Origin of the sequence: Thioclava sp. NG1 (assembly GCF_003122275.1) — a bacterium.
Taxonomy (GTDB): domain Bacteria; phylum Pseudomonadota; class Alphaproteobacteria; order Rhodobacterales; family Rhodobacteraceae; genus Thioclava; species Thioclava nitratireducens.
The window spans coordinates 42,936-68,678 of record NZ_QFBB01000006.1 but is presented as its reverse complement, the minus strand read 5'-3'; the positions used below and the strand labels follow the sequence as shown (position 1 = coordinate 68,678).

Annotated in this window: 25 protein-coding genes and 1 tRNA gene; 24 read left to right on the top strand and 2 right to left on the bottom strand. The window is 63.4% G+C overall.

What is annotated here, in order from left to right; all coding sequences use genetic code 11:
• The first annotated feature begins 42 nt into the window (after window positions 1-42).
• From DEM26_RS12710 to DEM26_RS12655, 12 genes are all read left to right on the top strand, one after another.
• Window positions 43-522, top strand: a complete 480-nt coding sequence (locus DEM26_RS12710) for a DUF2948 family protein (RefSeq protein ID WP_088720320.1) — start codon at window positions 43-45, stop codon at window positions 520-522.
• A 137-nt stretch (window positions 523-659) separates the two neighbouring features.
• Window positions 660-1,973 (top strand): histidinol dehydrogenase, encoded by a 1,314-nt coding sequence (gene hisD / locus DEM26_RS12705; protein ID WP_109172564.1) that lies wholly within the window; start codon window positions 660-662, stop codon window positions 1,971-1,973.
• Window positions 1,973-2,449 carry a UPF0262 family protein gene (locus DEM26_RS12700; protein WP_075775990.1) on the top strand — a complete coding sequence of 159 codons (477 nt, stop codon included), beginning with the start codon at window positions 1,973-1,975 and terminating at the stop codon, window positions 2,447-2,449. Before hisD ends, DEM26_RS12700 begins: the two co-directional genes overlap by 1 nt.
• A 5-nt stretch (window positions 2,450-2,454) precedes the next feature.
• Window positions 2,455-2,907, top strand: coding sequence for an arsenate-mycothiol transferase ArsC (locus DEM26_RS12695; protein ID WP_075775991.1), 453 nt, complete (start codon window positions 2,455-2,457; stop codon window positions 2,905-2,907).
• 4 nt (window positions 2,908-2,911) lie between these two features.
• Window positions 2,912-3,319 carry a ketosteroid isomerase-related protein gene (locus tag DEM26_RS12690; RefSeq protein ID WP_075775992.1) on the top strand — a complete coding sequence of 136 codons (408 nt, stop codon included), beginning with the start codon at window positions 2,912-2,914 and terminating at the stop codon, window positions 3,317-3,319.
• Entirely contained in the window at window positions 3,319-3,900 is a 582-nt protein-coding gene (locus tag DEM26_RS12685; RefSeq protein WP_109172563.1) for a GNAT family N-acetyltransferase, read from the top strand. The genes DEM26_RS12690 and DEM26_RS12685 overlap by 1 nt, the downstream gene beginning before the upstream one ends.
• An 8-nt stretch (window positions 3,901-3,908) precedes the next feature.
• Window positions 3,909-4,802 carry a carbon-nitrogen hydrolase family protein gene (locus DEM26_RS12680; RefSeq protein WP_109172658.1) on the top strand — a complete coding sequence of 298 codons (894 nt, stop codon included), beginning with the start codon at window positions 3,909-3,911 and terminating at the stop codon, window positions 4,800-4,802.
• 82 nt (window positions 4,803-4,884) lie between these two features.
• A complete protein-coding gene (gene infA, locus DEM26_RS12675) occupies window positions 4,885-5,103 on the top strand; it encodes a translation initiation factor IF-1 (RefSeq protein ID WP_010397442.1) in 219 nt (72 codons plus the stop codon).
• Window positions 5,100-5,669, top strand: coding sequence for a Maf family protein (locus DEM26_RS12670; RefSeq protein ID WP_075775994.1), 570 nt, complete (start codon window positions 5,100-5,102; stop codon window positions 5,667-5,669). Before infA ends, DEM26_RS12670 begins: the two co-directional genes overlap by 4 nt.
• Complete coding sequence (locus DEM26_RS12665; RefSeq protein ID WP_109172562.1) at window positions 5,669-6,721, top strand: ribonuclease E/G; 1,053 nt, start codon at window positions 5,669-5,671, stop codon at window positions 6,719-6,721. The genes DEM26_RS12670 and DEM26_RS12665 overlap by 1 nt, the downstream gene beginning before the upstream one ends.
• On the top strand, window positions 6,718-6,909 hold the full coding sequence (locus tag DEM26_RS12660) for a DNA gyrase inhibitor YacG (RefSeq protein ID WP_088720315.1): 192 nt from the start codon (window positions 6,718-6,720) through the stop codon (window positions 6,907-6,909). Before DEM26_RS12665 ends, DEM26_RS12660 begins: the two co-directional genes overlap by 4 nt.
• A 99-nt stretch (window positions 6,910-7,008) precedes the next feature.
• Window positions 7,009-7,084, top strand: a tRNA-Phe gene (locus DEM26_RS12655).
• Between the two features lie 468 nt (window positions 7,085-7,552).
• Here DEM26_RS12655 and DEM26_RS12645 read toward each other — a convergent pair.
• Entirely contained in the window at window positions 7,553-8,206 is a 654-nt protein-coding gene (locus DEM26_RS12645) for a hypothetical protein (protein ID WP_146194460.1), read from the bottom strand.
• Between the two features lie 177 nt (window positions 8,207-8,383).
• Here DEM26_RS12645 and DEM26_RS12640 point away from each other — a divergent pair, with 177 nt between their 5' ends.
• The 8 genes from DEM26_RS12640 to DEM26_RS12605 all read left to right on the top strand — a co-directional run bounded on the left by DEM26_RS12640 (window position 8,384) and on the right by DEM26_RS12605 (window position 19,960).
• Window positions 8,384-9,736 carry a sigma-54-dependent transcriptional regulator gene (locus DEM26_RS12640; RefSeq protein ID WP_109172560.1) on the top strand — a complete coding sequence of 451 codons (1,353 nt, stop codon included), beginning with the start codon at window positions 8,384-8,386 and terminating at the stop codon, window positions 9,734-9,736.
• Window positions 9,737-9,739: 3 nt separating this feature from the next.
• Window positions 9,740-11,680 (top strand): sensor histidine kinase, encoded by a 1,941-nt coding sequence (locus tag DEM26_RS12635; protein ID WP_075777246.1) that lies wholly within the window; start codon window positions 9,740-9,742, stop codon window positions 11,678-11,680.
• Between the two features lie 247 nt (window positions 11,681-11,927).
• Window positions 11,928-13,649, top strand: a complete 1,722-nt coding sequence (locus DEM26_RS12630; RefSeq protein WP_075777247.1) for an OFA family MFS transporter — start codon at window positions 11,928-11,930, stop codon at window positions 13,647-13,649.
• Between the two features lie 68 nt (window positions 13,650-13,717).
• Window positions 13,718-14,602, top strand: a complete 885-nt coding sequence (locus DEM26_RS12625; RefSeq protein ID WP_109172559.1) for a LysR family transcriptional regulator — start codon at window positions 13,718-13,720, stop codon at window positions 14,600-14,602.
• A gap of 89 nt (window positions 14,603-14,691) precedes the next feature.
• Entirely contained in the window at window positions 14,692-15,168 is a 477-nt protein-coding gene (locus DEM26_RS12620; protein WP_075777249.1) for a formate dehydrogenase subunit gamma, read from the top strand.
• Window positions 15,165-16,673, top strand: a complete 1,509-nt coding sequence (locus DEM26_RS12615; RefSeq protein ID WP_109172558.1) for a formate dehydrogenase beta subunit — start codon at window positions 15,165-15,167, stop codon at window positions 16,671-16,673. Before DEM26_RS12620 ends, DEM26_RS12615 begins: the two co-directional genes overlap by 4 nt.
• Window positions 16,670-19,564, top strand: a complete 2,895-nt coding sequence (gene fdhF / locus DEM26_RS12610) for a formate dehydrogenase subunit alpha (RefSeq protein WP_109172557.1) — start codon at window positions 16,670-16,672, stop codon at window positions 19,562-19,564. The genes DEM26_RS12615 and fdhF overlap by 4 nt, the downstream gene beginning before the upstream one ends.
• A 192-nt stretch (window positions 19,565-19,756) precedes the next feature.
• Window positions 19,757-19,960 carry a formate dehydrogenase subunit delta gene (locus DEM26_RS12605; RefSeq protein WP_088728148.1) on the top strand — a complete coding sequence of 68 codons (204 nt, stop codon included), beginning with the start codon at window positions 19,757-19,759 and terminating at the stop codon, window positions 19,958-19,960.
• A 199-nt stretch (window positions 19,961-20,159) separates the two neighbouring features.
• Here DEM26_RS12605 and DEM26_RS12600 read toward each other — a convergent pair whose 3' ends face one another.
• A complete protein-coding gene (locus DEM26_RS12600; RefSeq protein ID WP_158275122.1) occupies window positions 20,160-21,161 on the bottom strand; it encodes a LacI family DNA-binding transcriptional regulator in 1,002 nt (333 codons plus the stop codon).
• Between the two features lie 152 nt (window positions 21,162-21,313).
• On the opposite strand from DEM26_RS12600, the gene DEM26_RS12595 reads away from it, so the two are divergent.
• The 4 genes from DEM26_RS12595 (at window position 21,314) to DEM26_RS12580 (ending at window position 25,741) form a co-directional block, all read left to right on the top strand.
• On the top strand, window positions 21,314-22,417 hold the full coding sequence (locus DEM26_RS12595) for a carbohydrate ABC transporter permease (protein ID WP_109172555.1): 1,104 nt from the start codon (window positions 21,314-21,316) through the stop codon (window positions 22,415-22,417).
• Window positions 22,414-23,253: a carbohydrate ABC transporter permease gene (locus DEM26_RS12590; RefSeq protein WP_088720603.1), complete on the top strand. Its 840-nt coding sequence runs from the start codon at window positions 22,414-22,416 to the stop codon at window positions 23,251-23,253. Before DEM26_RS12595 ends, DEM26_RS12590 begins: the two co-directional genes overlap by 4 nt.
• A 37-nt stretch (window positions 23,254-23,290) precedes the next feature.
• Window positions 23,291-24,577 (top strand): ABC transporter substrate-binding protein, encoded by a 1,287-nt coding sequence (locus DEM26_RS12585; RefSeq protein ID WP_109172554.1) that lies wholly within the window; start codon window positions 23,291-23,293, stop codon window positions 24,575-24,577.
• Window positions 24,578-24,652: 75 nt separating this feature from the next.
• Complete coding sequence (locus tag DEM26_RS12580) at window positions 24,653-25,741, top strand: cellulase family glycosylhydrolase (RefSeq protein WP_109172553.1); 1,089 nt, start codon at window positions 24,653-24,655, stop codon at window positions 25,739-25,741.
• Window positions 25,742-25,743: the final 2 nt, after the last annotated feature.

The following is a 25,743-nucleotide window of genomic DNA, read 5'->3' as shown; positions in this document are numbered from 1 at the left end:
AATCCCCGCCATCTCCCCCATATCGAATGCAGAGGTGACCGAATGACCCGTGACGCGAAATTCGAAGAGGGTGGCGAAGGCGCGATCGCGCTGCGCGCCGAGACCAAGGACGACCTGCCCGTGATTGCGGCGCTGGTGCAGGACGCCGTGCTGCCGATCACCGAGATCGCGTGGGAGGCGAAATCCCGTCGTCTCGCGCTGCTGATCAATCGCTTCCGCTGGGAAGACAAGGCGCAGGCGGAGGCCGAGAAGCGGCCCTACGAGCGCGTGCGCTCTCTGCTGGTGATCTCGGACGTCACCCATGTCGCGAGCATGGGCATCGATCGGTCGGATCGCGACGTGGTGCTCTCGATCCTCGACGTCACCTTCGAGGAGGCGGAAGACGGGGCGGGGCGTGTGACCCTGACGCTGGCGGGCGATGGTGCGCTGGCGGCGGATGTCGAATGTCTCGATGTCGATCTGCGTGATGTGGAGCGGCCTTATCGCGCACCCTCCGGCAAGGTGCCGCATCATCCCGAGTGAGCCGAGTTTTGCCGCCGGGGTTGCCTCCGGCGGAGATATTTTCGCCAAGTCGAATTGGAATTGCCTTTGCGGGCAGCGTCGTGCTTGCGGGGCAGGGCGGGAGTCTCTAATCCGAAAAGCGGAAAAGGAGACTGTCGATGCCGCATTTTCTGGACACGCGCGAAGATGGGTTTGAAGCCCGGTTTGTCGAACTTCTGGGGATGAAGCGCGAGGACAGTCCCGATGTGGATGCTGTCGTGGCCGAGATCATCGCAGATATCCGCAAGCGGGGCGATGCGGCGCTGATCGAGCTGACCACGAAATTCGACCGGCTGGAGCTGGCGCCCGAGACGCTGGCTTTCTCTCCCGACGAAATCGAGGCCGAGGTCGCGAAAGTGCCTGCCGAGGAGCGCGCGGCGCTGGAACTGGCGGCCGAGCGCATCCGCGCCTATCACGAGCGTCAGATGCCGCATGACGCGCGCTGGATCGATGCGAGCGGGGCGGAGCTTGGCTGGCGCTGGGGACCGGTTTCGGCGGCGGGGCTCTATGTACCCGGCGGATTGGCGAGCTATCCCTCTTCGGTGCTGATGAACGCGATCCCGGCGAAGGTCGCGGGCGTCGAGCGGCTTGTGGTCGCCTGCCCGACGCCGGGCGGGGCGGTGAATCCGTTGGTGCTGCTGGCGGCGCAACTCGCGGGAGTCGATACGGTTTACCGGATGGGCGGCGCGCAGGCGATTGCAGCGCTGGCCTACGGGACCGAGACGATCACGGCGGTCGACAAGATCACCGGGCCGGGCAACGCTTTCGTCGCGGCGGCAAAGCGCCGCGTGTTCGGGCGCGTGGGCATCGACATGATCGCGGGGCCGTCCGAAATCCTCGTGATCGCGGACGGCACGGGCGATCCGGACTGGATCGCGCTCGACCTGATGAGCCAGGCCGAGCATGACGAGAGCGCGCAGGCGATCCTGATCACCACCGACGAGGCCTTCGGCGAGGCGGTTGCGGCGGCGGTCGAAAAACGGCTCGAGACGCTGGAGCGCCGCGCCATCGCGGGCGCCAGCTGGCGCGATTTCGGGGCGGTGATCGTCGCGCGGGATCTGATGGAGGCAGCCGAGCTGTCGAACCGGGTAGCCCCCGAGCATCTGGAACTTTGCGTCGCCGATCCCGATTGGCTGGCGGAAGCGATCACACACGCGGGTGCCATTTTCCTTGGTGCCTACACACCCGAAGCGATCGGCGACTATATTGGCGGGCCGAACCACGTTCTGCCCACGGCGCGCTCGGCGCGGTTTTCCTCAGGCCTCTCGGTGATGGATTTCATCAAGCGCACGACCATGGCGAAGATGACGCCCGGCGCGCTGAAGGCGATCGGCCCTTCGGCGGAGATTCTGGCGAAATCGGAAAGCCTCGAGGCGCATGGGCTGTCGGTGCGTGCGCGGCTCGATGCGCTCAATGACGAAGGGGAGGGGTGATGGCCCGGATTTCGCATATCCAGCTGGACACGAGCGGCCTTCCCGCGCCCTCGCCCGAGATCGAGCAGGAGCGCAAGGTCGCGATCTACGACCTGCTCGAGGATAACAGCTTCGACATCCCGGGTCGTGACGGCCAACCCGCGCCGGAAGGGCCGTTCACGTTGACGCTGGCTGTGCGCGACCGGCGGCTGGTCTTCGACACCGAAACCGAGAGCGGCGCGAAAGTGGCAGAGTTCCATCTGTCCTTCGGCCCGTTCCGGCAGGCGGTGAAGGACTATTTCCAGATCTGCGAGAGCTATTTCGAGGCGGTCAAGAAACTGCCGCCCAGCCAGATCGAAGCTATCGACATGGCGCGGCGCGGCATACACAACGAAGGCGCGCGCATCCTGCAGGAACGCCTTGAAGGCAAGGCCGAGATCGACATCGACACGGCGCGGCGCCTCTTCACCCTCGTTGCCGTTCTCGCCCCGAGGTAATCGGAATGGGCGAGATCCCCAACTCCGTTCTTTTTGCGTGCGATCATAACTCCACGCGCTCCCCGATGGCCGAGGGGATGATGAAGAAATTCTACGGCACCGAATGTTACGTTCAGTCAGTGGGCGTGAAGGCCGATCTGGAGATCGACGGGTTCACCATCGCGGTGATGGCGGAGATCGGCGTCAATCTGGAGCGACACCGCGCGCGCTCTTTCACCGAGTTGCAGGAATGGGGCGACGATCTGTCGGCCTTCGATCTGGTGATCGCACTTTCGCCCGCCTCGCAGCGTCAGGCGTTGGAACTGACGCGGTTTTTCCATCTCGACGTGGAATATTGGCCGATTCTCGACCCGACCGGGATTGGTGAGACGCGCGAGGCCAAACTCGCCGCCTATCGCGATACCCGCGACCAGATCCGTCGTCATCTCATCGACCGTTTCGGCCCCCCTCAGGAGTAAGACCATGCCTCGCGCCCGCGCTCTCGACACGATCACGCGTTACTACGATGCCTTCAACGAAGGCGATACAAAGGCGATGGAGCGGCTGCTGGGCGAGCCCTTTGCGCATCATGTGAACGAGGGGAAAATCCGCCACGGGATCGAGGCGTTCCGCGAATTCAACGCGCATATGAGCCGCTGCTATCGCGAGCAACTGACCGACATGGTGATCATGGCGAACGATGCCGGCACCCGCGGTGCGGCGGAGTTCATCGTGAACGGCGTCTATCTGGAGACCGATGACGGGCTGCCCGAGGCGCATGGGCAAAGCTATGTCCTGCCGGCGGGGGCGTTCTTCACGCTCGACGAGGGCAAGATCACGCGCGTGGTCACCTATTACAACCTCGCCGACTGGATCGCGCAGGTTTCGTGATGGAGGTGCGGCGGTTGACCGGTGAGGCGCTGGATGCGGCGCTCGAAGACGTCGCGCGGCTGCGGATCGCGGTCTTCCGGGACTGGCCCTACATCTATGACGGCTCGCTGGAGTATGAGCGGCGTTATATCCAGAGCTACCGCGAGAGCGATGCGGCGGTGGTCGTCGGCGCGTTCGACGGGACGACATTGGTTGGAGCGGCCACGGGCACGCCGCTGGAAGATCACGCCGATGATTTCGCGGCACCTCTCGCAGGCACCGGGTTGCAGCTGGAAGACGTGTTCTACTGCGCCGAGTCGGTGCTGCTGCCCGACTATCGCGGGCAGGGGCTCGGTCACGCCTTCTTCGACCACCGCGAGGCCCATGCGCGCGAGCTGGGGCGCGGTCATTCGGTCTTCTGCTCGGTGATCCGGCCCGACGATCATCCGCTCAAGCCCGCCGATTACCGCCCGCTCGACGGGTTTTGGCGCAAGCGGGGCTATGCGCCGATGGAGGGCGTAATCGCGCGGTTCAAATGGACCGATTTGAGTGAGGATCAGCAGACCGAGAAGGCGCTGCAATTCTGGGGGCACCCGCTGTGAGCCGCGAGGTGACGATAGCCGCGGCGGCCTATCCGCTCGACTGGTTCGACGATTGGGCGGGCTACGCGGCGAAGGTTACGACTTGGGTGACCGAGGCCGCGGGGCAGGGCGCGCTGCTTCTGGTTTTTCCCGAATACGGCGCGATGGAGTTGGCGAGCCTCGGCGGTGCAGAGGCCGCGGCTGACCTGGAAGCCGCGCTGGCGCATGTCGCCGGATTACGCGCGGATATGGAGACGCTGTTCGCAAATCTCGCGGCAAAACATGGCGTGCATATCCTCGCCCCCTCCGGACCCGTCATCGACGGCACCAAACGCGTGAACCGGGCGAGCCTGTTCGGCCCCGGCGGGCTGATCGGGCATCAGGACAAGGCGATCATGACGCGGTTCGAGCGCGAGATCTGGCATGTCGATGCGGGCGAGGGGCTGGTGCTTTTCGACACCGCCCTCGGCAAGATCGGGGTCACCATCTGCTACGACAGCGAATTCCCCCTGCTGGCGCGCGCGCTGGCCGAGGCGGGGGCAGAGATCATCCTCGTGCCCTCCTGCACCGACACGCTCGCGGGCTATAACCGGGTGCGGATCGGCGCGATGGCGCGGGCGCTGGAAAACCAATGCGTGACCGTTCAGGCGCCGACGGTGGGCGATGCGCTTTGGTGCCCGGCGGTGGACGAGAACCGCGGCACGGCTGCGATCTTCGCGCCGCCCGATGGGCTCTGGCCCGAAAGCGGGATCGTGGCCGAAGGGGCCCCCGACTCACCCGGATGGACCTTCGCGACGGTGGACTTGGATCGCGTCGCACAAAGCCGGACTGCAGGAGCTGTTTTGCCCTACAAACATTGGTCCGAGCAGTCTGAGGCGGCCCAAATAATCCGGATCGCCTCGGAAAACCCCGCCCAGCCTTGACATTCCCCTTGAATTTCGCGGCTTACGGGCGCATTTAAACGCTCGCCCGCAGATGGCGCGGGTAACCATTTACGGAGTGACCATGGCCAAGGAAGAAATGCTCGAATTTCCCGGTGTCGTGAAGGAACTCCTGCCTAACGCGACGTTTCGGGTCGAGCTGGAAAACGGCCATGAGATCATCGCGCATATGGCAGGCAAGATGCGTAAGAACCGCATCCGCGTTCTGGCAGGCGACAAGGTTCAGGTGGAAATGAACACCTACGACCTCACGAAGGGTCGTATCAACTACCGCTTCAAGTGAAGCTGATCCTCGGCTCGGCGAGCCCGCGGCGGCGAGAGCTTCTGGCCCAGCTCGGGCTGGAGCCTTTTGACGTGCGCCCCGCCGATATCGACGAAACGCCGTTCAAAGGCGAGGCCGCGCGCGACTATGTCGCTCGCATGGCCCGCGAGAAAGCGATGGCGCTTGATGTGGCAGACGACGAGGTGCTGTTGAGCGCCGATACCACGGTGACCTGCGGGCGCCGCATCTTGGGCAAACCCGAAGACGAGAAGGAGGCGGCGGAGTTCCTCTGGCTGCTCTCCGGGCGTCGGCACCATGTGTTTACCGCCGTGGCGATCCGCACGGCGCAGGGCCTGCGCGAGCGGCTCGTCGATACGGTGGTGAAGTTCAAACCGCTTAGCGACGAGGACGTGAACGGCTATCTCGCCTCGGGCGAATGGCACGGCAAGGCGGGTGGCTACGCCATCCAGGGGCGCGGCGGCGCGTTCGTGCCGTGGATCCAGGGCTCGTTCACCGCTGTCGTAGGCCTGCCGCTCGCAGAAACCGCAACGCTGCTCGCAAGCGCGGGCATTCGAGGGGAAGTGTAATGCAGGGGCGTGTGGTTCTGCTGGACGAAATCGCCGGTCGCGAAGCGGCGGCGCTGATGGTCGACGGGCAGCTGGAAGACCTGATTATCGACACCTCGGAGGAGATCAGCTTCGCGCCCGGCGCGATCCTGCGCGGCACGATCGGCCGCCAGATGAAAGGGCAGGGCGGCGTCTTCGTCGATCTGCCCGAAGGCGCGCGCGGCTTTCTGAAAGAGGTGAAGGGGCTCGCCCCCGGCCAAACCGTGATCTGCATGGTCTCCGGCGGCACCGAGCCCGGCAAGGCGCTGCCTGTGACGCTGCGGGTGCTGTTCAAGTCGCGCTACGCCATCGTCACCCCCGGCGCGCCCGGCATCAACGTCTCCCGGCGGATCCATGAAGAGAATCTGCGCGCCGATCTGCAGGCAGCAGCCGAGGCGGTGATGGAAGGCTCGGATATGGGCGTGATCCTGCGCTCTGCCGCGGCCCATGTGGCGCTCGATGAGGTGGCAGAAGATGTCGCCGCGATGCGCGAGCTGGCCGAGGCCGTGACTAACGATACTGAAGGCGGGCCGGAGCTGCTCGTCGACGCGCCCGATCCGCATGAAGAAGCCTGGCGCGACTGGGCAGAACCGGTGCCCGACGAGGTGATCGAAGGCGGGTTCGACGATCACGGCGTCACCGACGCGATCGAAGCGCTTCTGCAGCCGCGGGTCGACCTGCCGGGCGGGGCGCATCTGATGATCGAGCCGACCCGTGCCTTGATCGCGGTCGACGTCAATACCGGCAACGACACGACGCCCGCCGCGGCGCTGAAGGCGAATATCGCCGCGGCCCGAGAGTTGCCGCGTCAACTGCGCTTGCGTGGCCTTGGGGGGCAGGTCGTGATCGACTTCGCCCCGATGCCCAAGCGCGACCGTCAGGCGCTGGAGCAGCAGCTGCGCCGCGCCGTAAAAGGCGAGCCAGAGACCTCGCTCGCAGGCTGGACGCCGCTGGGCAATTTCGAGATGCAACGCAAGCGCGACCGCGTGCCGCTCGCACGTCTCTTGCGGGGCCAGACGACGGAGGCGATATGAGCTGCCCAATCTGCGGCAAGGAGGCCGACCCGAAATACCGCCCCTTCTGTTCAAAGCGCTGTGCCGACGTCGATCTGGCGCGCTGGCTGAACGGCTCCTACGTCATTCCCGGCGATATCGCCGAGGAAGAAGAGCGCGCGCCGACCGGCCTCGCGGGCGATGATTTGCCCCCCGGCAAGCCGCACTGAAAACCTTTCGCAAGATCGCGGAAATTTCTGCGAAATCCCTCTGGACACCCCCCGCGCCCTCGTCTAGTAACCGCTCCACCAAGACCGAAAGGTCGAAGTGCCCGGATAGCTCAGTTGGTAGAGCAGCGGATTGAAAATCCGCGTGTCGGTGGTTCGAATCCGCCTCCGGGCACCACTTAAATACCTGATATTTAGCGAAGCTTTTGCCTTATCTTGCGTTGGGTCTGCTGGCATTTCGGTCGAAATTGGCCTGGGACCCCGCCGGGGCTCCTTTCCCCAAACTACCAGATATCCGACACGTCATGCGGGTCGGGCAGCGAATCTTCTGAGGAGTTCGCTTCCCTTGCGCGGCACGTCGAAAGCGAGATTGTCAGATAGCCGCCTGCTTCATTCGGCACGCATTCTTTCCGCCGGACCAAAGTTGCCCGGTTCCACCGTAAGACAGGAAATCAGCGCGCAGTTCGACTGCTCGGTCGCACGAAGATGGACGGCACTCGATAGTCTGGTTTCGAACTCGAAGAAGACCTCGCGATTTCCGAGGCTATAGCGATCTGATTATTTGGGCCGCCGTTCATAGCGCCCACAGCTGCCATGCGCCGAAGACTTCTAGGTTTCTATGGGCTGAACTTTCTGCGGCTTGTGGCTACTGCCGGATCAGGCGCACCGTGAACCCACCGGCACTCATGGCGAATGTGGCGAGCTTGCGGGCGGTATAAGCAAGCTGCACATCGAACGACTTGAAGTAAAACGGAAAGACATACCCAGGCCCCATCGCAACTTTGTAGGACATGTCGCAGATCACCGTGTCATCGTTTTGCTTCTTCGCCGTCGTGGCCATCTGAATCACGCGTCGGCCATCATACATGGCCATCGGCGAAGGACAGGTTTTACTGTTTGCCAGCTTTGCGAAGAATTCGGTCGGGGAGATCACACCGGGGGGGACTTTTCTGGCGTCCGTCATCTCGGTCATTTCAGAGTGTGGGGTAATCGTCACGGCCGTCACGGTGTCCGCTTTACGGACGATCGCGATATCGCGTGTTTCGCTGCCCCGACTCGTCCCAAGGTAATCGACCTCATTACCTTTGGCCTGCGTCACCGCCTCGAAGGTTCCGTCGTCCAAGCCGAACGGCGTGTTGTCGAGCGATAGCCGCAGCGTCGCATTGCTGCCTTGTCCTTCGAATTGCAGCGAGCCCAAGGGGCGGCGGCCCAGCGTCACATTGTAGATTTGCTTTTCGGCCGCAGCCGGTCCGGCCAGCAGGCCGGACAAAGCCGCAGCAAGAAGGAGAATACGTGTCATGAAATATCCGTAGTGTGCCGACATTCGCCGCGAAAGGTAAATCTTGCCGATAAATGCGCTTCCGAAAAAAGGAATGCCAGCCTTGAATTTCTGACCGTTTGGCGCATGAGATATAGTGTGCGGGAAAACTTGCAGGAAATTGCATAGTCTTCTGGCCGCAGCAATTGGGAGGAATGCATGCTGCAAGCGCCCGAGGACGGGAGCGATCCGCTCAGGGCGGCGCGTATTCTCATCGTCGATGACGAGCCGGGGATGCGACATTTCCTCGTCAACACTCTGAATCCCCTCGCACGCCATGTGGACAGCGCAGAAGACACCCGCGCCGCCGAAGCGATGCTCGCGGCGCGCCAATATGACATAATGGTTCTCGACAATATCATGCCGGGGCAGAAAGGTCTCGACTGGCTTCAGGCGCAGCGCTCCAAGGGCGGCTTTACCGATACGATCCTGATAACGGCCTATGCCGATTTGCAGACGGCGATCGAAGCCATGCGTGCGGGTGCCTCTGACTTCCTGATCAAACCTTTCCGCTCGAACCAGATCCTGAACGCGCTGCGCAAGTGTCTGGAACTGGCGAAGTTGAGACGCGAAAATGCACTTTTGCGGCGGGAACTGGAGACGGCCGCCAGCGGCAATCGCCGCAAGGAACTGATCGGGGCCTCGCCTGTAATTGCTGAGGTCCGGGCGCTGTTGGAGCGCGTGGCACCCTTGTCGACGCCGGTGCTCATCACCGGCTCGTCCGGGTCGGGCAAAGAAGTCGCCGCGCGCCATCTGCATGGCCGGTCCGGGCGCGGCGCGTCCCCATTCGTCGCGATCCAGTGCGGCGCCATCCCGGCGGACATGATCGAATACGAATTGTTCGGTCACGGCGCCGGAGCCTTTAACGGCGCACAGGCCGGACGCGAAGGATTGCTTGCTCAGGCCTCGGGAGGGACCGTTTTCCTCGACGATGTCAGCGAGTTGAGCGCAAACGCGCAGATGGCGCTTCTGCGCGTGCTCGAAGACGGCGTGATCCGACCCATCGGCACCGGCCGCGACGTGCAACTGGACCTGCGCTTTGTCATCGCGTCCAGCAAGTCGCTGCAAAAGGCTGTTCAAGAGGGTCATTTCCGCGAGGACCTGCTGTTTCGCATCAACGTCATCGAGGTGGCCATGCCCCCTCTCAAGGATCGCGGCACCGATGTTCTGGACCTCGCCGAGCTGTTCCAGACCGAAATCGCGGCAGCGCTCAACCTACCGATGGTCGAGATGACCTCCGCAGTCAGGTCGGCCATGCTGCGCCACGACTGGCCTGGAAATATTCGTGAGCTGCACAATTTCGTCGAGCGCGCGCTTATCTTTGGGCGGTTCCCGCTGGAAACGCTCGGGGACGCCATTGCGCCGGGCGAAATTGCGCCACTGGAGGACATGGAAAAGCGCGAAATTCTTCGCGCCCTCGAGGCGCTTGGCGGTAACAGGGCCGAGGCCGCGCGGCGTTTGGGTGTCTCGCGCAAGACGATTGACCGAAAATGCGCGGCCTGGGGCCTGTAGGTAATGCTGCGCGCGCCCAAAGCCTTGCGATCCGTCCGCGTGCGCTTGCTGGTGATCGCGCTGCTGCCGATGCTTGTGCTCTTGCCGGTCTTGCTGGGCGGCACCATCTGGCGCTGGTCGGGCAAGGTGGACGCGATCCTGCTCAATAAGGTCACCGGCGACCTGACCATCGCGGATCAATATCTCGGGCGGCTGGTTGAGACCTCTGGTGAGCATATCGATGCCGTCGCGCGGTCTGTGGCGCTGCAAACCGCGCTCGAGAACGGCACGACCGACGCCTTCCTGGAGCAGGAGCGTGCGCGGCTCGGGCTCGATTTCCTGCATATCACGCGGGATACGACGTGGCCCGTCGTAAAAGATGCGCTCGATGGGAAGTGGCAAAGCAAGATCGACGTGTTCGATGCAGATACCTTGGCAGCGATATCCCCCGATCTGGCTGCGCAAGCGGAAATTCCCTTGGTTCCCACCCGCGGCGCGGTGCCCACGGAGCGCACCGTCGAGACGCGCGGCATGGTCATTCATTCAGCCGCCCCGCTGACGCTTCCGGACGGGACGCGGGTGGCCTTGGCGGGGGGCGTCCTGCTGAACCGAAACCTCGGTTTCATCGACACGATCAACGCACTCGTCTACCGCGCCGAAAGCCTGCCCGAGGGCAGCCAAGGCACGGCGACGCTGTTTTTGGATGACGTGCGTATTTCCACTAATGTCCGCCTCTTTGAGAATGTGCGGGCGCTGGGAACGCGTGTCTCTGCCGCGGTTCGCGCACGGGTTCTGGGCGAAGGATACATCTGGCTGGATCGCGCCTTTGTCGTCAATGACTGGTATATCTCGGCCTATGAACCCATTCTCGACAGTTTCGGCACACCGGTCGGGATGCTTTATGTCGGCTTTCTCGAAGCGCCGTTCAGCGCGGCCAAGCGCAATTCGGTCATCACGCTGAGCCTTGCGTTCCTGTTCATCGCACTGGCGTCGGTTCCTGTTTTCCTGCGATGGGCCCGGCGTATCTTTCGCCCGCTCGAAGGAATGACCCGCACCATCGACCGGGTGGAAAGCGGCGATCTGGGGGCACGCAACGCTCCGGTCGAAACGGATGGCGAGATCGCACAGGTCGCGCGACATTTCGATAGCCTGCTAGACCGGCTCCAACAACGCGACCGCGAGTTGCGACAATGGGGTGAGACGCTGGAGCACCGCGTGGAGGAGCGCACCCGCGAGTTGCACGAGGCCAACCAGCGGCTGGAGCGAACTACCGAACGCCTGATCATCTCCGAGAAACTGGCCGCCGTGGGCGAGATCACGGCTTCTGTCGCGCATGAAATCAACAATCCGGTCGCGGTGATCCAAGGCAATTTGGACCTTGCGCGCAGCAACCTTGGCGAGGACGGCCGCCGGGCCGAAGAAGAGTTCCGCCTGATCGACGACCAAGTCTATCGCATCGGTGTCATCGTCTCGAAGCTGCTGCATTTCGCGCGCCCCGAGGAGTATTCCGGCGCAGACAGGCTGGTGGACCTCTCGCAAGTAGCCCGAGATTGCCTCGTCTTGACCCGGCACCAGATTCAGGCGGCGGGCATCACCAGTGTGGTTGAGACCGAGAGCAAGTCGCAAGTACATATGTCGCGGACGGAATTGCAGCAGGTCATCGTCAACCTGATTCTGAACGCAGTCCAAGCCATGCCCGGCGGCGGGACACTTCGCGTGGCCACGGCCGAGGAGGCCGGCGAGGTCATTCTGAGCGTAGAGGATACCGGCACCGGCATCGACCCGTCGGTCCTGCCGCGCATCTTCGACCCGTTCTTCACCACCAAGCAGGCGCAGGGCACGGGACTGGGCCTGTCGATCAGCCAGCAACTCGTGAGTCGCGCCGGCGGACGGATTTCCGTGCGCTCGATGCCCGGAGGTGGCAGCCGGTTTGAAATCGTCCTGCCCGCCGCTGTTGCCGATTGATCCGGACACAATGACCAGATTTCGCGGACCCGCGTCGCGTGGGTCGGGACAAAATGTCCAACTTATTCGAAAGCGAGAGAGCGCGGCAGGACATTGTGTCCTCATAAGTAACTGATAACAAATAATAATTTTCTTGACAACGCAAGGGCTGAATTGCCTGCTTATGTCCGCGCATGCCGTTGCATGCCGCCGGAGCGGCTCGGGGAGGAGACCGGGGCGTTCCGTCAAGAACATGGGAGGAAACTAAATGAGCAACGCTTCTGGCGGGGCGCTGGGCTTTTTGCACAAAAGCCACATCGTCGCCGAACCCGGTTTCAACCGCTGGCGGGTTCCGCCGGCATCCATCGCCATTCATCTGTGCATCGGCTCCGTCTACGCCTGGTCGGTGTTTAACCCGGCGCTGACCCGCGCGTTGGGCGTGGTCGCGCCCGCAGCCGAAGACTGGTCGCTGAGCTCGGTCGTCTGGATCTTCTCGGTCGCGATCGTGTTTCTGGGCCTCGCCGCGGCCTTCGCGGGCAAGTGGCTGGAAGACGTCGGGCCGCGCATGGTCGGCGTGGTGGCCGCGTTCCTTTGGGGCGGCGGTTTCATCATCGGCTCGTTCGGCATCGCCGCGCACCAGCTTTGGCTGATCTATCTGGGTTACGGCGTGCTGGGCGGTTGCGGGCTGGGGCTGGGCTATGTCTCGCCGGTGTCGACGCTGATCCGCTGGTTCCCCGACCGGCGGGGCATGGCGACGGGCATGGCGATCATGGGCTTCGGCGGCGGCGCGATGATCGCGGCTCCGGTGCAAGGCTGGCTGCTGGGCGTGTTCCAGAAGGCCCCCGACTTCCTCGGCGCGCGAGACGCTGTCGCGACCGTGGTCGAGAACGGTCGTGTCTTTGCCGAAACCGCCGCGGGCAAGGTCGAGGTCGTGGTGGCCAGTGCCGCGCAAGCAGCGGATTTCGGCGGTCAGGCGGGTGTCTATGTCGTGGGCACCGGCAATACGGGTGCGGCACAGACTTTCATGACGCTGGGCATCGTCTATTTCATCGTCATGATCCTGGCCTCGTTCCAGTATCGCGTGCCTGCCGAAGACTGGAAGCCCGCCGGATGGCAGCCCAAGCCCGTCGCCTCGGGCATGGTGTCTCAGAACAACGTCCATATCGATCAGTCGCTGAAGACGCCGCAGTTCTGGCAGATGTGGCTCATGCTGTGCTTCAATGTGACCGCCGGTATCGGCGTGATCGGCGTGGCCAAAACCATGATGTCGGAAATCTTCGGCACGGTGATGCCTTTGGTGGTCACGGCAGCGTTCGCCTCGACCTACGTGCTGATGATCTCGGTCTTCAATATGGTGGGGCGTTTCTTCTGGGCGTCGACCTCGGACTACATCGGGCGCAAGGCGACATACATGTGCTTCTTCGTCTTGGGCACGATCCTGTATCTGTCGATCCCCTATTTCGCCACAGCCGTGGCCACCAACCCGTCGATCGTCTACCTGATCGGCTTCTACGCCGCGACGATGATCATCTTCTCGATGTATGGCGGCGGGTTCGCGACGATCCCGGCATACCTCGCGGACATGTTCGGAACCATGCATGTGGGCGGTATCCACGGGCGGCTGCTGACGGCGTGGTCCACCGCAGGCGTGCTGGGGCCACTGGCCATCACCTCGCTGCGGCAGATGTCGGTGACGAACGCGATCCAGGATCTGGCCGCCAAGGTCGATCCGGCGGCCTTTGCCGAGAAATTCGGCGCCCCGTTGACGCAATTGGATCAGCTGGCCGCGGCCAAGACCGTGACTATCGCCAAGCTGATGGAAATCGCGCCCGCCGGCACGATTGACCCGACCCCGTCGCTCTACAACACCACCATGTATTGCATGGCGGCGCTGTTGGTCGTGGCGTTCTTTGCCAACCTGATGATGAAGCCCGTCAAGGAACACCACCACCACGACGAACCGGAACTGCAAGCCGTTCCGGGTGAATGATGAAATCGGGCCGGGGCGTGCGTTGCGCGCCCCGGCCTTCTATGTGAGCGCCGCAGGAAAGACCGCCGATGCTGGAAAAGCTGGAAATGTTCATCGCGCTGGCCAAAGAGGGGCATTTCGGGCGTGCGGCCGAGCGGATGAATATCGCGCAACCGACGCTGTCCGCCGGGATCAAGCAGCTGGAAGCGCAGCTGGGCGTGCAGCTGGTGCATCGTGGCTCGCGGTTTGGCGGGCTGACACCTGAAGGCCAGACCGCCTTGTCCTGGGCCAAGCGCATCGTCGAGGATGCGCGGCAATTGCAGGACGAGATGCGGAACAGTCGGCACGGCTTGACTGGCGAGGTGCGGCTGGCGGTGATCCCCACCGCGCAGACCTGGGCCGGGCGGCTTTGCACCACCTTCGCCAAGCGTCATCCGGGCGTGCGCTTCACCATACTGTCGCGCAACTCGCGCGAGATCCTGCAAATGCTCGACGATTTCGAGGCCGATGCCGGGATTTCCTACTTGGAAAACGAGCCTCTCGGCCGGGTCGATACCGCAGAACTCTATGACGAAAGCTATATACTCGTCTGTGCCCGCAATTCTCCATTTGCGGATAAGCCCAAGATGTCGTGGTCCGACCTGAAAGGGCAGACGCTGGCACTGCTGACACCTGACATGCAGAACCGGCGGATCATCAATCGGCTCTTTGCCGAAAGCGGCGTCACCCCGGCGACCTGTATCGAGGCGAATTCCATCATCGCGCTCGTTGCGAGCGTGGCGTCGGGCCACTGCATGACCGTGCTGCCCCAGGACGTGGCCGAGTTCGTCGCGGGCGGCAAGGACGTCGCGCTGGTGCCGCTCGAAGGCGCGTCGCGTCCACAGAAGGTCGCGCTGATCCTGCCGCAGCGTGACCCGCGAACCCCCGTTCTGTCGGCGCTTCTAGCCGAAGCCCGGCGCCTGCCCGCCGCTTGATCCAAAATCCCTATCGCCCCACGGAACGCCGTTATTGATCAGGGCTCCCCACCGTGTGCCAACGTATGCCAAATTGGAGGACGACAGCCATGGCCCAGCCTGCCACCGTTATCGACGGCGACGAGATCGCTCGGATCGTCGACGCCCACCGCGCCCTCGAAGGGCCGCTTCTGCCGATGCTGCATGCTTTGCAGGAGGCGTTCGGGTATATCCCGACGCAGGCTCACGGGCCGATCTGTGATGCCCTGAACATCACCCGCGCCGAATTGCATGGCGTGATCACTTTTTACCATGACTTCCGCGAAAAGCCCGCCGGGCGTCATGTTCTGAAAATCTGTCGCGCCGAGGCCTGCCAGTCGGTTGGCGGCGCGGCGGTGGCCGATGCGCTGCTGGCCAAGCTGGGGCTCGAATGGCACGACACCACCGCCAATGGCGCGGTGACGATCGAGCCGGTTTATTGCCTTGGGATGTGTGCCTGTGCGCCCGCCGCGATGGTGGATGACCGGGTGGTGGGGCGCGTCGATGCCGCGAAACTGGACAAGCTGCTGGCGGAGATGGACGCATGAAAATTTACGTTCCGATGGACAGCGCGGCCAAGGCACTGGGGGCCGAGGAAGTGGTTTCCGCCCTGCGCGCTGCGGCCCCCGAGGCACAGATCGTGCGGACCGGCTCACGCGGGATGATCTGGCTGGAACCGCTGGTCGAGGTCGAAGTGGATGGCGTGCGCCACGGTTTTGGTCCTGCCGAGCCGTCCGATGTGGCGGGGATTCTGGATGGTAGCGGCGCCAAGGCGCTTGGCCCGGTCGAAAACCTTGACTGGATGAAGCGCCAGACCCGCCTCACCTTTGCCCGTGTCGGCGTGATCGATCCGCTGTCGCTGGCCGATTATCGGGCGCATGGTGGCCTTGCCGGGCTGCGCCGCGCGCTGGCGATGACCGGGCAGGAGATCGTTGACGAAGTCAAGACGTCCGGCCTGCGCGGAAGGGGTGGCGCTGGCTTCCCGACCGGCATCAAGTGGCAGACCGTGCACGATGCTGACGCGCCGCAGAAATACATCGTCTGCAACGCTGACGAAGGCGACAGCGCGACCTTTGCCGACCGCATGCTGATGGAAGGCGACCCCTTTACCCTGATCGAGGGCATGACCATCGCCGGGATCGGCGTCGGTGCCACCAAGGGCTACGTCTACCTGCGCTCGGAATATCCTGACGCGATTGCCGTGATGACCCGTGCGGTGGAGGTCGCCCGGGCCGAGGGGCTGCTGGGCCCTGACGTTCTGGGCTCTGGCCGCGCCTTCGACATGGAAATCCGCAAAGGCGCGGGCGCCTATGTCTGCGGCGAGGAAACGTCATTGCTCAACTCGCTCGAAGGTAAGCGCGGCGTGGTCCGTGCCAAGCCGCCGCTGCCCGCGCTCGAGGGGTTCCTTGGACGCCCGACCGTGGTTAACAACGTCATCAGCCTCGCTACGGTGCCGGTAATCTTCGAAAAGGGCGCGCAGGCCTATGCCGATTTCGGCCTTGGCCGGTCGCGTGGGACCGTGACGCTGCAGATCGCAGGCAACGTGGCGCGCGGCGGGCTGTTCGAAACCGCCTTTGGCATCAGCCTCGGAGAGGTGGTCAACGATCTCGGGGGCGGCACTCTGTCGGGCCGTCCGGTCAAGGCGGTGCAGGTTGGCGGGCCGCTGGGGGCCTACATGCCGCTCAGCAAGTTCGACACACTGCTGGGCTACGAGGAGTTCGACGCGGCGGGCGGGTTGATCGGCCATGCGGGCCTGACCGTCTTTGACGACACCACCGACATGCTGGGCATGGCGCGCTTCGCGATGGAGTTCTGCGCCGTCGAAAGCTGTGGCAAATGCACCCCCTGCCGGATCGGCGCGGTGCGCGGTGTCGAAACCATCGACCGCATCGCACAGGGCGACGCCGACGCACTGCCGCTGCTGGCCGACCTGTGCGAGACGATGAAGGACGGTTCGCTCTGCGCACTGGGGGGCTTTACGCCGTTTCCGGTCATGTCCGCCGTCACCCATTTCCCCGACGATTTCGCTCGCCTGAAGGAGGCCGCCGAATGAAGGATTTCATCATTCCAGTCGACCGCGACATGGGCACACCCGCCAGGAAGGGCAAGCCGGTCACCCTGACCATCGACGGGTTCGAGGTCACGGTGCCCGAGGGCACGTCGGTGCTGCGCGCCGCTGCCGAAATCGGCATCCAAATCCCCAAGCTCTGTGCTTCGGACAATCTTGAGGCGTTCGGATCCTGCCGCCTTTGCGCTGTGGAAATCGAAGGCCGCCGGGGCACCCCGGCCTCCTGCACGACGCCGGTCGCGCCGGGCATGGTGGTGGACACCAACTCGACCAAGGTGCGCAAGATCCGCAAGGGCGTGATGGAGCTTTATATCTCCGACCATCCGCTGGACTGCCTGACCTGCTCGGCCAATGGCGACTGCGAGTTGCAGGACATGGCGGGCGCTGTCGGGCTGCGCGACGTGCGCTACAAGGCGCCGGAAAACGGCGGCTTGGCCAATCACTTCTCCGCCCGCAACACCAGCGGCGAAGCCAATCCCGAATGGCTGCCCAAGGACGACTCCAACCCCTATTTCAGCTACGATCCGTCCAAGTGCATCGTCTGCAACCGCTGCGTCCGCGCCTGCGAAGAGGTGCAGGGCACCTTTGCTCTGACCATCGCGGGGCGCGGGTTTGACAGCCGCGTGTCGGCGGGTGGCGCCGGCGATGACTTCCTGTCGTCGGATTGCGTGTCCTGCGGAGCCTGCGTGCAGGCCTGCCCGACCGCGACCTTGCAGGAAAAATCCATCATCGAGATGGGCACGCCGGATCGGTCCGTCGTGACCACCTGCGCCTATTGCGGCGTGGGCTGCTCGTTCAAGGCGGAAATGCAGGGCGACGATCTCGTCCGGATGGTCCCCTACAAGCACGGCAAGGCCAATCGTGGGCACAGCTGCGTCAAGGGCCGCTTTGCCTATGGCTATGCCAACCACCGCGACCGCATCCTCAACCCGATGATCCGCGACACCATCGACGAGCCGTGGCGCGAAGTCAGCTGGGACGAGGCGCTGACCTTTGCCGCGAACCGCCTGCGCGCGTTGCAGGACACCTATGGCAAGAAGTCCATCGGAGTGATCACCTCCAGCCGCTGCACCAACGAGGAAACCTTCCTCGTGCAGAAACTGACCCGCGCGGTGTTCGGCAACAACAACACCGACACCTGCGCCCGCGTCTGCCATTCGCCGACCGGCTACGGGCTGGGCCAGACCTTTGGCACCAGCGCTGGCACACAGGATTTCGACAGCGTCGAGCAAACCGATGTGGTGATCGTCATCGGCGCGAACCCGACCGACGGCCATCCGGTCTTCGCCAGCCGCCTGAAAAAGCGCCTGCGCGCCGGGGCCAAGCTGATCGTGATCGACCCACGCCGCATCGACCTTGTGAAATCGGCGCATATCGAGGCCTCTCATCATCTGGCCCTGACGCCGGGCACCAACGTCGCCGTCGTCACCGCCCTGGCACACGTGATCGTCACCGAAGGCCTGATGGACGAGGCGTTCATCCGCGAACGGTGTGACTGGGACGAATTCCAAGTCTATGCCGAGTTCGTCTCGGAGGCCCGACACAGCCCCGAGGCGACCCAGCTTCTGACCGGCGTTCCCGCCGAGGAACTGCGTGCTGCGGCCCGCACCTTTGCCCGTGGCGGCAACGGCGCGATCTATTACGGGCTGGGCGTGACCGAGCATTCGCAGGGCTCGACCACCGTTATGGGGATTGCCAACCTCGCAATGCTGACCGGCAATATCGGCCGTCCCGGTGTGGGCGTGAATCCGCTGCGCGGGCAGAACAACGTGCAGGGCTCGTGCGACATGGGGTCCTTTCCGCATGAGCTGCCGGGCTATCGCCACGTGAAACTGCCCGAGGTGCGCGAGATTTTCGAAACCACCTGGGGCGTTCAGATCGACCCGGAGCCCGGCCTGCGCATCCCCAACATGCTGGATGCGGCAGTCGAGGGCAGCTTCAAGGGGCTCTATTGTCAGGGCGAGGACATCCTGCAATCCGACCCCGACACCAAACATGTGGCGGCCGGGTTGGCGGCTATGGACTGCGTTATCGTGCATGACCTCTTCCTGAACGAGACGGCGAATTACGCGCATGTCTTCCTGCCGGGATCGACCTTCCTCGAGAAGGACGGAACCTTCACCAACGCCGAACGCCGCATCAATCGCGTGCGTCGGGTCATGGCACCCAAGAATGGCTACGCTGACTGGGAAGTCACGCAACTCCTGGCGAATGCCATGGGGGCAGGGTGGTCTTATACCCATCCCAGCCAAATCATGGACGAGATCGCTGCGACGACGCCCTCTTTTGCGGGTGTGGACTACGCCCTTCTGGAGGAAAAGGGCTCCGTCCAATGGCCCTGCAACGAAGACCACCCGGAGGGCACACCGTTGATGCATGTCGACGGCTTCGTGCGGGGTAAGGGGCGTTTCATCGTCACCGAATACGTGGCCACAGACGAGAAGACCGGCCCGCGCTTCCCGCTGCTGCTGACCACCGGGCGCATCCTGTCGCAATACAATGTGGGGGCCCAGACCCGGCGCACCGACAACGTGGTGTGGCATGACGGCGACGTGCTGGAGATCCACCCGCATGACGCCGAGAACCGTGGCCTGAACGATGGTGACTGGGTAAAGTTGGCCTCGCGGTCGGGCGAGACGACGTTGAAGGCAAAGGTGACTGATCGCGTCAGCCCTGGCGTTGTCTACACGACCTTCCACCACCCCGATACGCAGGCCAACGTCATCACCACCGACTATTCCGACTGGGCCACCAACTGCCCGGAATACAAGGTAACGGCAGTCCAGGTCTCGCCCTCGAACGGGCCGACGGACTGGCAGGAGGATTACGCGGCACAGGCCGAACGCTCGCGCCGCATCCTGCCCGCGGCGGGATGAGTTTGCGGACGCATGTCGGGGCGCCGGGCCGGGCGCCCGCGCAAAGTGGCGCTGATCCAGGCGGGCCACGGCGCGGTTGCAATGAGCTCCCAGCTCTCTGTCGAGCGGGCTGGGATCACACTTGCCGCGTTCACCCGCGGCCGGTGTCTGGCCTTTATTCCCATCCAATTCGTATCAATGAAGAGGCTGCAAATGTCGCCTGACAAGATGATCCGCATGGCGAACCAGATCGCCACCTTCTTCAAGACCCAGCCGGGCGACGATGCCCCCGCCAAAGTTGCCGCGCACATCACCGACTTCTGGGAGCCGCGCATGCGCGCGCAGTTGCGGGACTATGCAGCCGCCGGCGGCGAGGGGCTGGACGACATCGTCTTGAAAGCGGTCCCACTGGTCTGAAAGGTCATGAATGGCGTCTTCGTCGAAAGCCGGCCTGCACCGGCTCGGCGGACGCCGGACACACCTTTGATATCGCTCCGTCAATAGGCGCCCGAGGTCGGTGCTTGAATGCCAGCTTCCACCGTTGGAGGGATGTGTCCGAGAGGGTCAGACCGGAGTGAAGGCTCCATGGAAGCGTGATGCCAGCCGAAGCGTGGCTTTAATCGGTCGTGAGTGGCGCTCTCAAATGCGACTGCCGCGCAACGAAAGGACAGGCCATGCGCTCGACGCGCGGAAGCAGGGTCGATTTCGTCCGCAGCTGCCGGGCGCACCATCGTCCCATCTCGCCATGCGGAAGAAGCACCGTCGAGAGCGCGGGCGAGAGGTGCTGCGCAATCTCCTGGTCGTCGTAGCCGACCACGGCGATATCCGCTCCGACGCGCACGCCGTGTTCCTTCAGCGCTTCGTAACACCCGAGCGCGGTCAGGTCGTTGGCGCAGAAAATCGCCTCGGGGGGCGCATCGAGGGAGAGCAGCTCGCGGGTTTCGCGGTAGCCGCCGCTCGGCATGAAATTCCCCTGTCGGATCAACTCGGGTTCAGGCTCCAGACCGCTTTCGCGCATTGCGCGGATGAAACCCTCCTGACGCTGCTCGGACGCCTCCATCCAGGCTTCGCCCGCGATGAAGGCGATCCGTCGATAGCCCTCGCCGATCAGAGCCATGGTCGCGGCGTGGCCGCCGCGCCGCTCCGCAGGCACCACCGCGCGGAACAGGCCTTCCTTGTCATGGCAATTGAGCAGCACAGCGCGATGCTTGCGAAGCGCGAGATGTGGTGACACCTCGCGCGTCAGGATCGAGGCATAGACCACCCCGTCGATCCCATCGCGTTGCCATTTCTGCAGGACCTGCTGCTCGTAGCCCGGATCGCCACCGGTCATTGCGATCTCGACGAGCGCGCCGTCGGACCAGGCCTGCTCCTGGAACGCCTCGATGGAGATGGACGCGAAGGGGCTCGTCGCGATTTCGTCGATCATGAAGCCGTAAGTCGTCGGGCGGCTGCGCGACGGCGGGCGCCCGGCAGAACGGTATCGGTAATCCAATGTCTCGGCGGCCTTGAGAACCCGATCCCGAGTCTCCTTGCCGATCCGCATGTCTTCCTGCCCGTTCAGCACGAACGATACCGTCGATTGCGACACCCCGGCTGCGAGAGCCACGTCTTTCATCGTCACTTTCGCTTTTTTTTGCTTTTTCTTTTCAGGCTCTTGCATCGGGGAAATCCAGGGTCCGAGGAAAATTTGTTGACAGGCGACGGTCTCTATCTGACATTGCTAATATTATTAGCACAAGGGCTAATGCGAGCTTTGGGAGGAGGCGCATGGCACGGCAAACGCTCGGGAAACGCAAAAGGACGCTCTCGCAGCAGCAGGCGGCATGGGCGCTTCTGGCCCCATTTCTCGCCACCTATTGCGCCTTTCTCGTCTACCCTTTCTTCAAAGGCGTCTGGATCAGCCTGCATGACTGGAACCTCCTCGCAGTGGCGATGAACCCCGCGGCGGCGAAATGGGTCGGGCTGCACAATTACGTTCACATGCTGTGGGGACGAAACATCACCTGGGGGCCGGTCTCGCACCCCCTCATTCAGCTTCTCGCGCTTGCCGTTCTGGCCGGTGCGTTTGGACTTCACCGGGCGGGTCGTTTGAGTGGCCGCAGCGCGATCCCGGTCGCGATCGCGGCGCTACTCATCTTTCTCCTCCTCGGCTTCACGCCCGGTGAAGGCGGTCGCTGGTTCGATCGCAGGTTCTGGCCGACCGTTGGCAACACGGTGCTGTTCGTGGCGCTCGCAGCCCCCGGCACCACGATTGCGGCGCTTCTGCTGGCGGCAGCGCTCAATCGCGAGACCCGGATGATGGCCGTGTTCCGCACCTTGTTCTTCCTGAGCCAGGTTCTCTCGGTGACGGTCGTAACCCTGATCTGGCAGATCATGTTCTCGCCTACGCAGGGGCTGATCGACAACGTGATCCAGGTATTCGGCGGGTCTCCGGTCAGCTGGCTCACGGATCCGCATTTCGCGATGCTGGCGATCGTGGTCACGACGATCTGGTGGTCGCTCGGCATCGCCATGATCCTGTTCCTCGCCGGGATGCAGGACATCAACCGCGAAATCTACGAGGCGGCGGCCCTCGACAATGCGCGAGGATGGAAATCGTTCTGGTTCATCACCCTGCCGAACCTCAAACGGACCATCACGCTCGTCGTCGTCTTGCAGATCATCCTGCATTTCCAGGTCTTCGGGCAGTCGCACCTGATGACGCAGGGCGGCCCGGATGACCGCACGCAGGTGCTGGTGCGCTACATCTACCAGTCGGCTTTCCGCGACAGCGAGATCGGGCGCGCCTCGGCCATGGCGGTCTTTCTCTTCGCGATCATGAGCGTCTTCGCCGTGATCCAGTTCCTCATCGGTCGGGAGAAAAGCGAATGACGTCGAAACGTAGCTATTACTGGCTTTGCATAGCGCTCGCCGTTCCCGCCTTTATCTGGCTCGTGCCGACGCTGTGGATGGTATCGCTCTCGTTCCAGCCGAACGAGGTTCTGGCGCGAACCACCGCTTCGACCTGGCTGGGGATGATTCCGATCCCCTTCACGTGGGACAATTACGCGAAGCTCTTTTCCTTCGGGGATACGCCGCGTTGGTTTCTCAATTCGATCGTCGTGGCGGGGGGCATGACCTTCGCGGTGCTCGCCGTCTCGACGACTGCAGGTTATGCGCTCGCACGGCTCCAATTTCGGTTCAAGACGGCCATCACCATCTTCATCCTGCTCGGTCTGATGGTGCCGGAACAGGCGATCTTCATTCCGCTCTATACGATGTTTGCCAATTTCGGTTGGCACAACAGCTATGGCGCGCTGATCCTGCCGCGGGTGGCAGTGCCGATCGGCGTCTTTCTGATGATGCAGTTCTTCAAGGCCGCGCCGAAGGATATCGAGGATGCTGCGCGCATCGACGGGGTGGGACCGTTCCAGATCTTCTGGTTCGTGATGCTGCCCCTCGCCCGGCCCGCGATGATGACCCTCGCGATCCTGACGTTTCTCTACGCGTGGAACGACTATCTCTGGCCGCTGGTTTCGGCGAGCCACAAGGAGATGTTCACCATCACGCTAGGCCTTGCGAGCCTGCAATCGAACTTCGCGCAATCGGAAGGGCTGGGCCGCGTGATGGCCTCGGGTGTGATCGCCTCGCTTCCGGTCGTCGTCCTTTTCCTGATCTTCCAGCGCTACGTCGTGCAAGCGATGACCGTAGGCGGAAGCAAGGGATAACCGGGGCGCGCTTGCCCCATTCAAACGGGAGGAAATCATGAAACATCTTGCTCTGGGCCTGGCGCTTGCGGCGGGGCTGGCAAGCCCGGCTGCGGCCGAGCCCGTCACCGTCAATCTCGCGCGGTTCTTCGGCGCCTGCGAGGATGCGGGAACCGACACGCATACCAGCGTCGGCGAAGCCTGCATCATCCAGTCGATCATCAATGCGGCCAGCCAGGAAATTCCCGATGTGACGGTGAAGACTCTGCCGACCGATTGGGGAAATTACTACGACCACGTGAAGGCGATGTTCGCGGCGGGCGATCCGCCCGATATCTTCGTCATTCACCGCTCCTCGATCCCCGAATTCGCCTCGCTGGGCGCTCTGGCCGATATCGGGCCGGACCTCGAAGCCGCGGGCATCGACACGTCCGACTGGACCGAGGGTGCGAAAGAGGCCGTGACCTATGACGGCAAGATCGTCGCCGTGCCGATGGATTTCCACGCCAACCTCTGGCACGTGAACATGGACATCATGAAGAAGGCGGGCCTCGTGAAGGACGGCAAGCCGATCCTTCCCCACAGCCCCGAGGAACTGCTCGCCCAAGCCAAGAAGGTGAAGGAAGCGACCGGCAAGGACTATCTCGCCGCCGATTTCTCGCAATTCCCGATCGGTGTGCGGCTGGTCCTGTCTCTGATCTGGCAGCAGGGCTCGAACATTTTCGACGGCGATACTGCGACGATCGATACGCCCGAGGCCCTCAACGCGGTCAAGGCGATCACCCAGCTCTTCGATGGCGGCTATGCCAACCCCAAGCTGAACTATGCCGACAGCCAGCAGGAATTCCTCAATGGCAATGCGGCGGTGCTGGTCAACGGCACTTGGGTGGTCAACGAATATACCAAGCAGGCTGAGAACCCCGATACCGGGCTGAAGGACTACTACGTCTCCGATTTCCCGCAGCTCTTCGACCAGCCCGCCACCTGGGCTGACAACCACACCTGGGCGATCCCCTCGACGCTGAAGGATCGGAACCCCGAGAAATACAAGGCCGCGCTGAAGGTCGCAGCCTTCATCTACAATCACGACGCGGATTGGGCGCGCACGGGCCACATGGCGGTGCGTAAGTCGGTGCTCGAGAGTAAGGCCTATCGCGATTTGCCGCACCGTGCCGAATACGTGGGCACCGAGAAGATCGCGCGCGATACGCCGGCGTCGCCGGAATACAGCAAGATTCAGGACGCGCTGAACCGCAACCTGCAATCGATCTGGCTGACCGGAAAGGACCCGAAGAAGGCCCTCGCCGAAGCGCAGAACGAGGTGCAGGACATCCTCGACCAGTAACCGGCTGCGTTCGCAGTCACCCCCGGAGGCGTCCGACCGGCACGCCTCCGGACCTCCCAGCCCCATGAGGATATGATGAAAGACGACAGGCTTGAGCAGGCAGACCGGTGGAGCGTTGAACGCGCCTGGGCATGGCGCCGCGAGATCGGATGGCTTTGTGGCTTCAACTACCTGCCGAGCGTCGCGGTCAACTTCGTCGAGTTCTGGCGCGGCGCGGATTTCGCCCCCGAGGTCATCGAACGCGAACTGGGCTGGGCGCGCGAGATCGGGTTCAACGTCGTGCGCGTCAACCTGCCCTTCGTCGTCTGGCAGGCCGAGGGGACCGGGCTGCTCGACCGGGTGGACCGCTTTCTGGCCATCGCGGCTTCGCACGGTCTTGGCGTCATCCTCTGCCCGTTCGACGATTGCGAATTCTCTGGCGAGCCGGCCACGCCCGGACCACAGCCCGACCCCGTGCCCGCCGTCCATAACAGTCGCGCCGTGGGTAGCCCCGGCAGAGCGATCGTCGAGGATCCGTCCCGTCGGCCCGAGCTGGAAACCTATCTGCGCGCGATCGTCATGCGGTTCCGCGCAGATTCCCGCGTCATCTTGTGGGATCTCTATAACGAGCCGGGAAACCGGATGATTTTTCGCTCCGGTCGCTATGAGAGCTACTCAGAAAGGCTTGAGCAAGCGAGCCTGTCGCTGATGCGTGATTGCTTCGCCTGGGCGCGGGAGTGCGCCCCGAGCCAGCCGCTTACCGTGGCCGCGTGGTCGGTGCCTGGAGAGGGCACATCCTACGCGACGGAGATTGACCGAACCGCGCTCGCGCTCTCCGATGTCGTGACCTTCCACGCCTATGTGCCGCGCGCGAGAATGGAGGCGACGATCGCGGCGCTCAACGCGCTGAAGCGGCCCTTGATCTGCACTGAATGGATGGCACGCAGCCTCGACAGCACGATCGCCGAGCAGATCCCGCTGTTTCGCGAAACCGGCGTCGGAGCGCTGCAATGGGGCTTCGTGCGCGGGCGCAGTCAAACCTGGCTGCCTTGGCCCGACGGTGTGTCAGGCACGGCCAAGATTGGCGAGGACGGCGCTTGGTTCCACGACCTCGTGGACCAGACTGGACAGCCCTACTCGCCCGCGGAAATTCTGGAAATCAACGCCGCCACCCGATCAGGGTAATG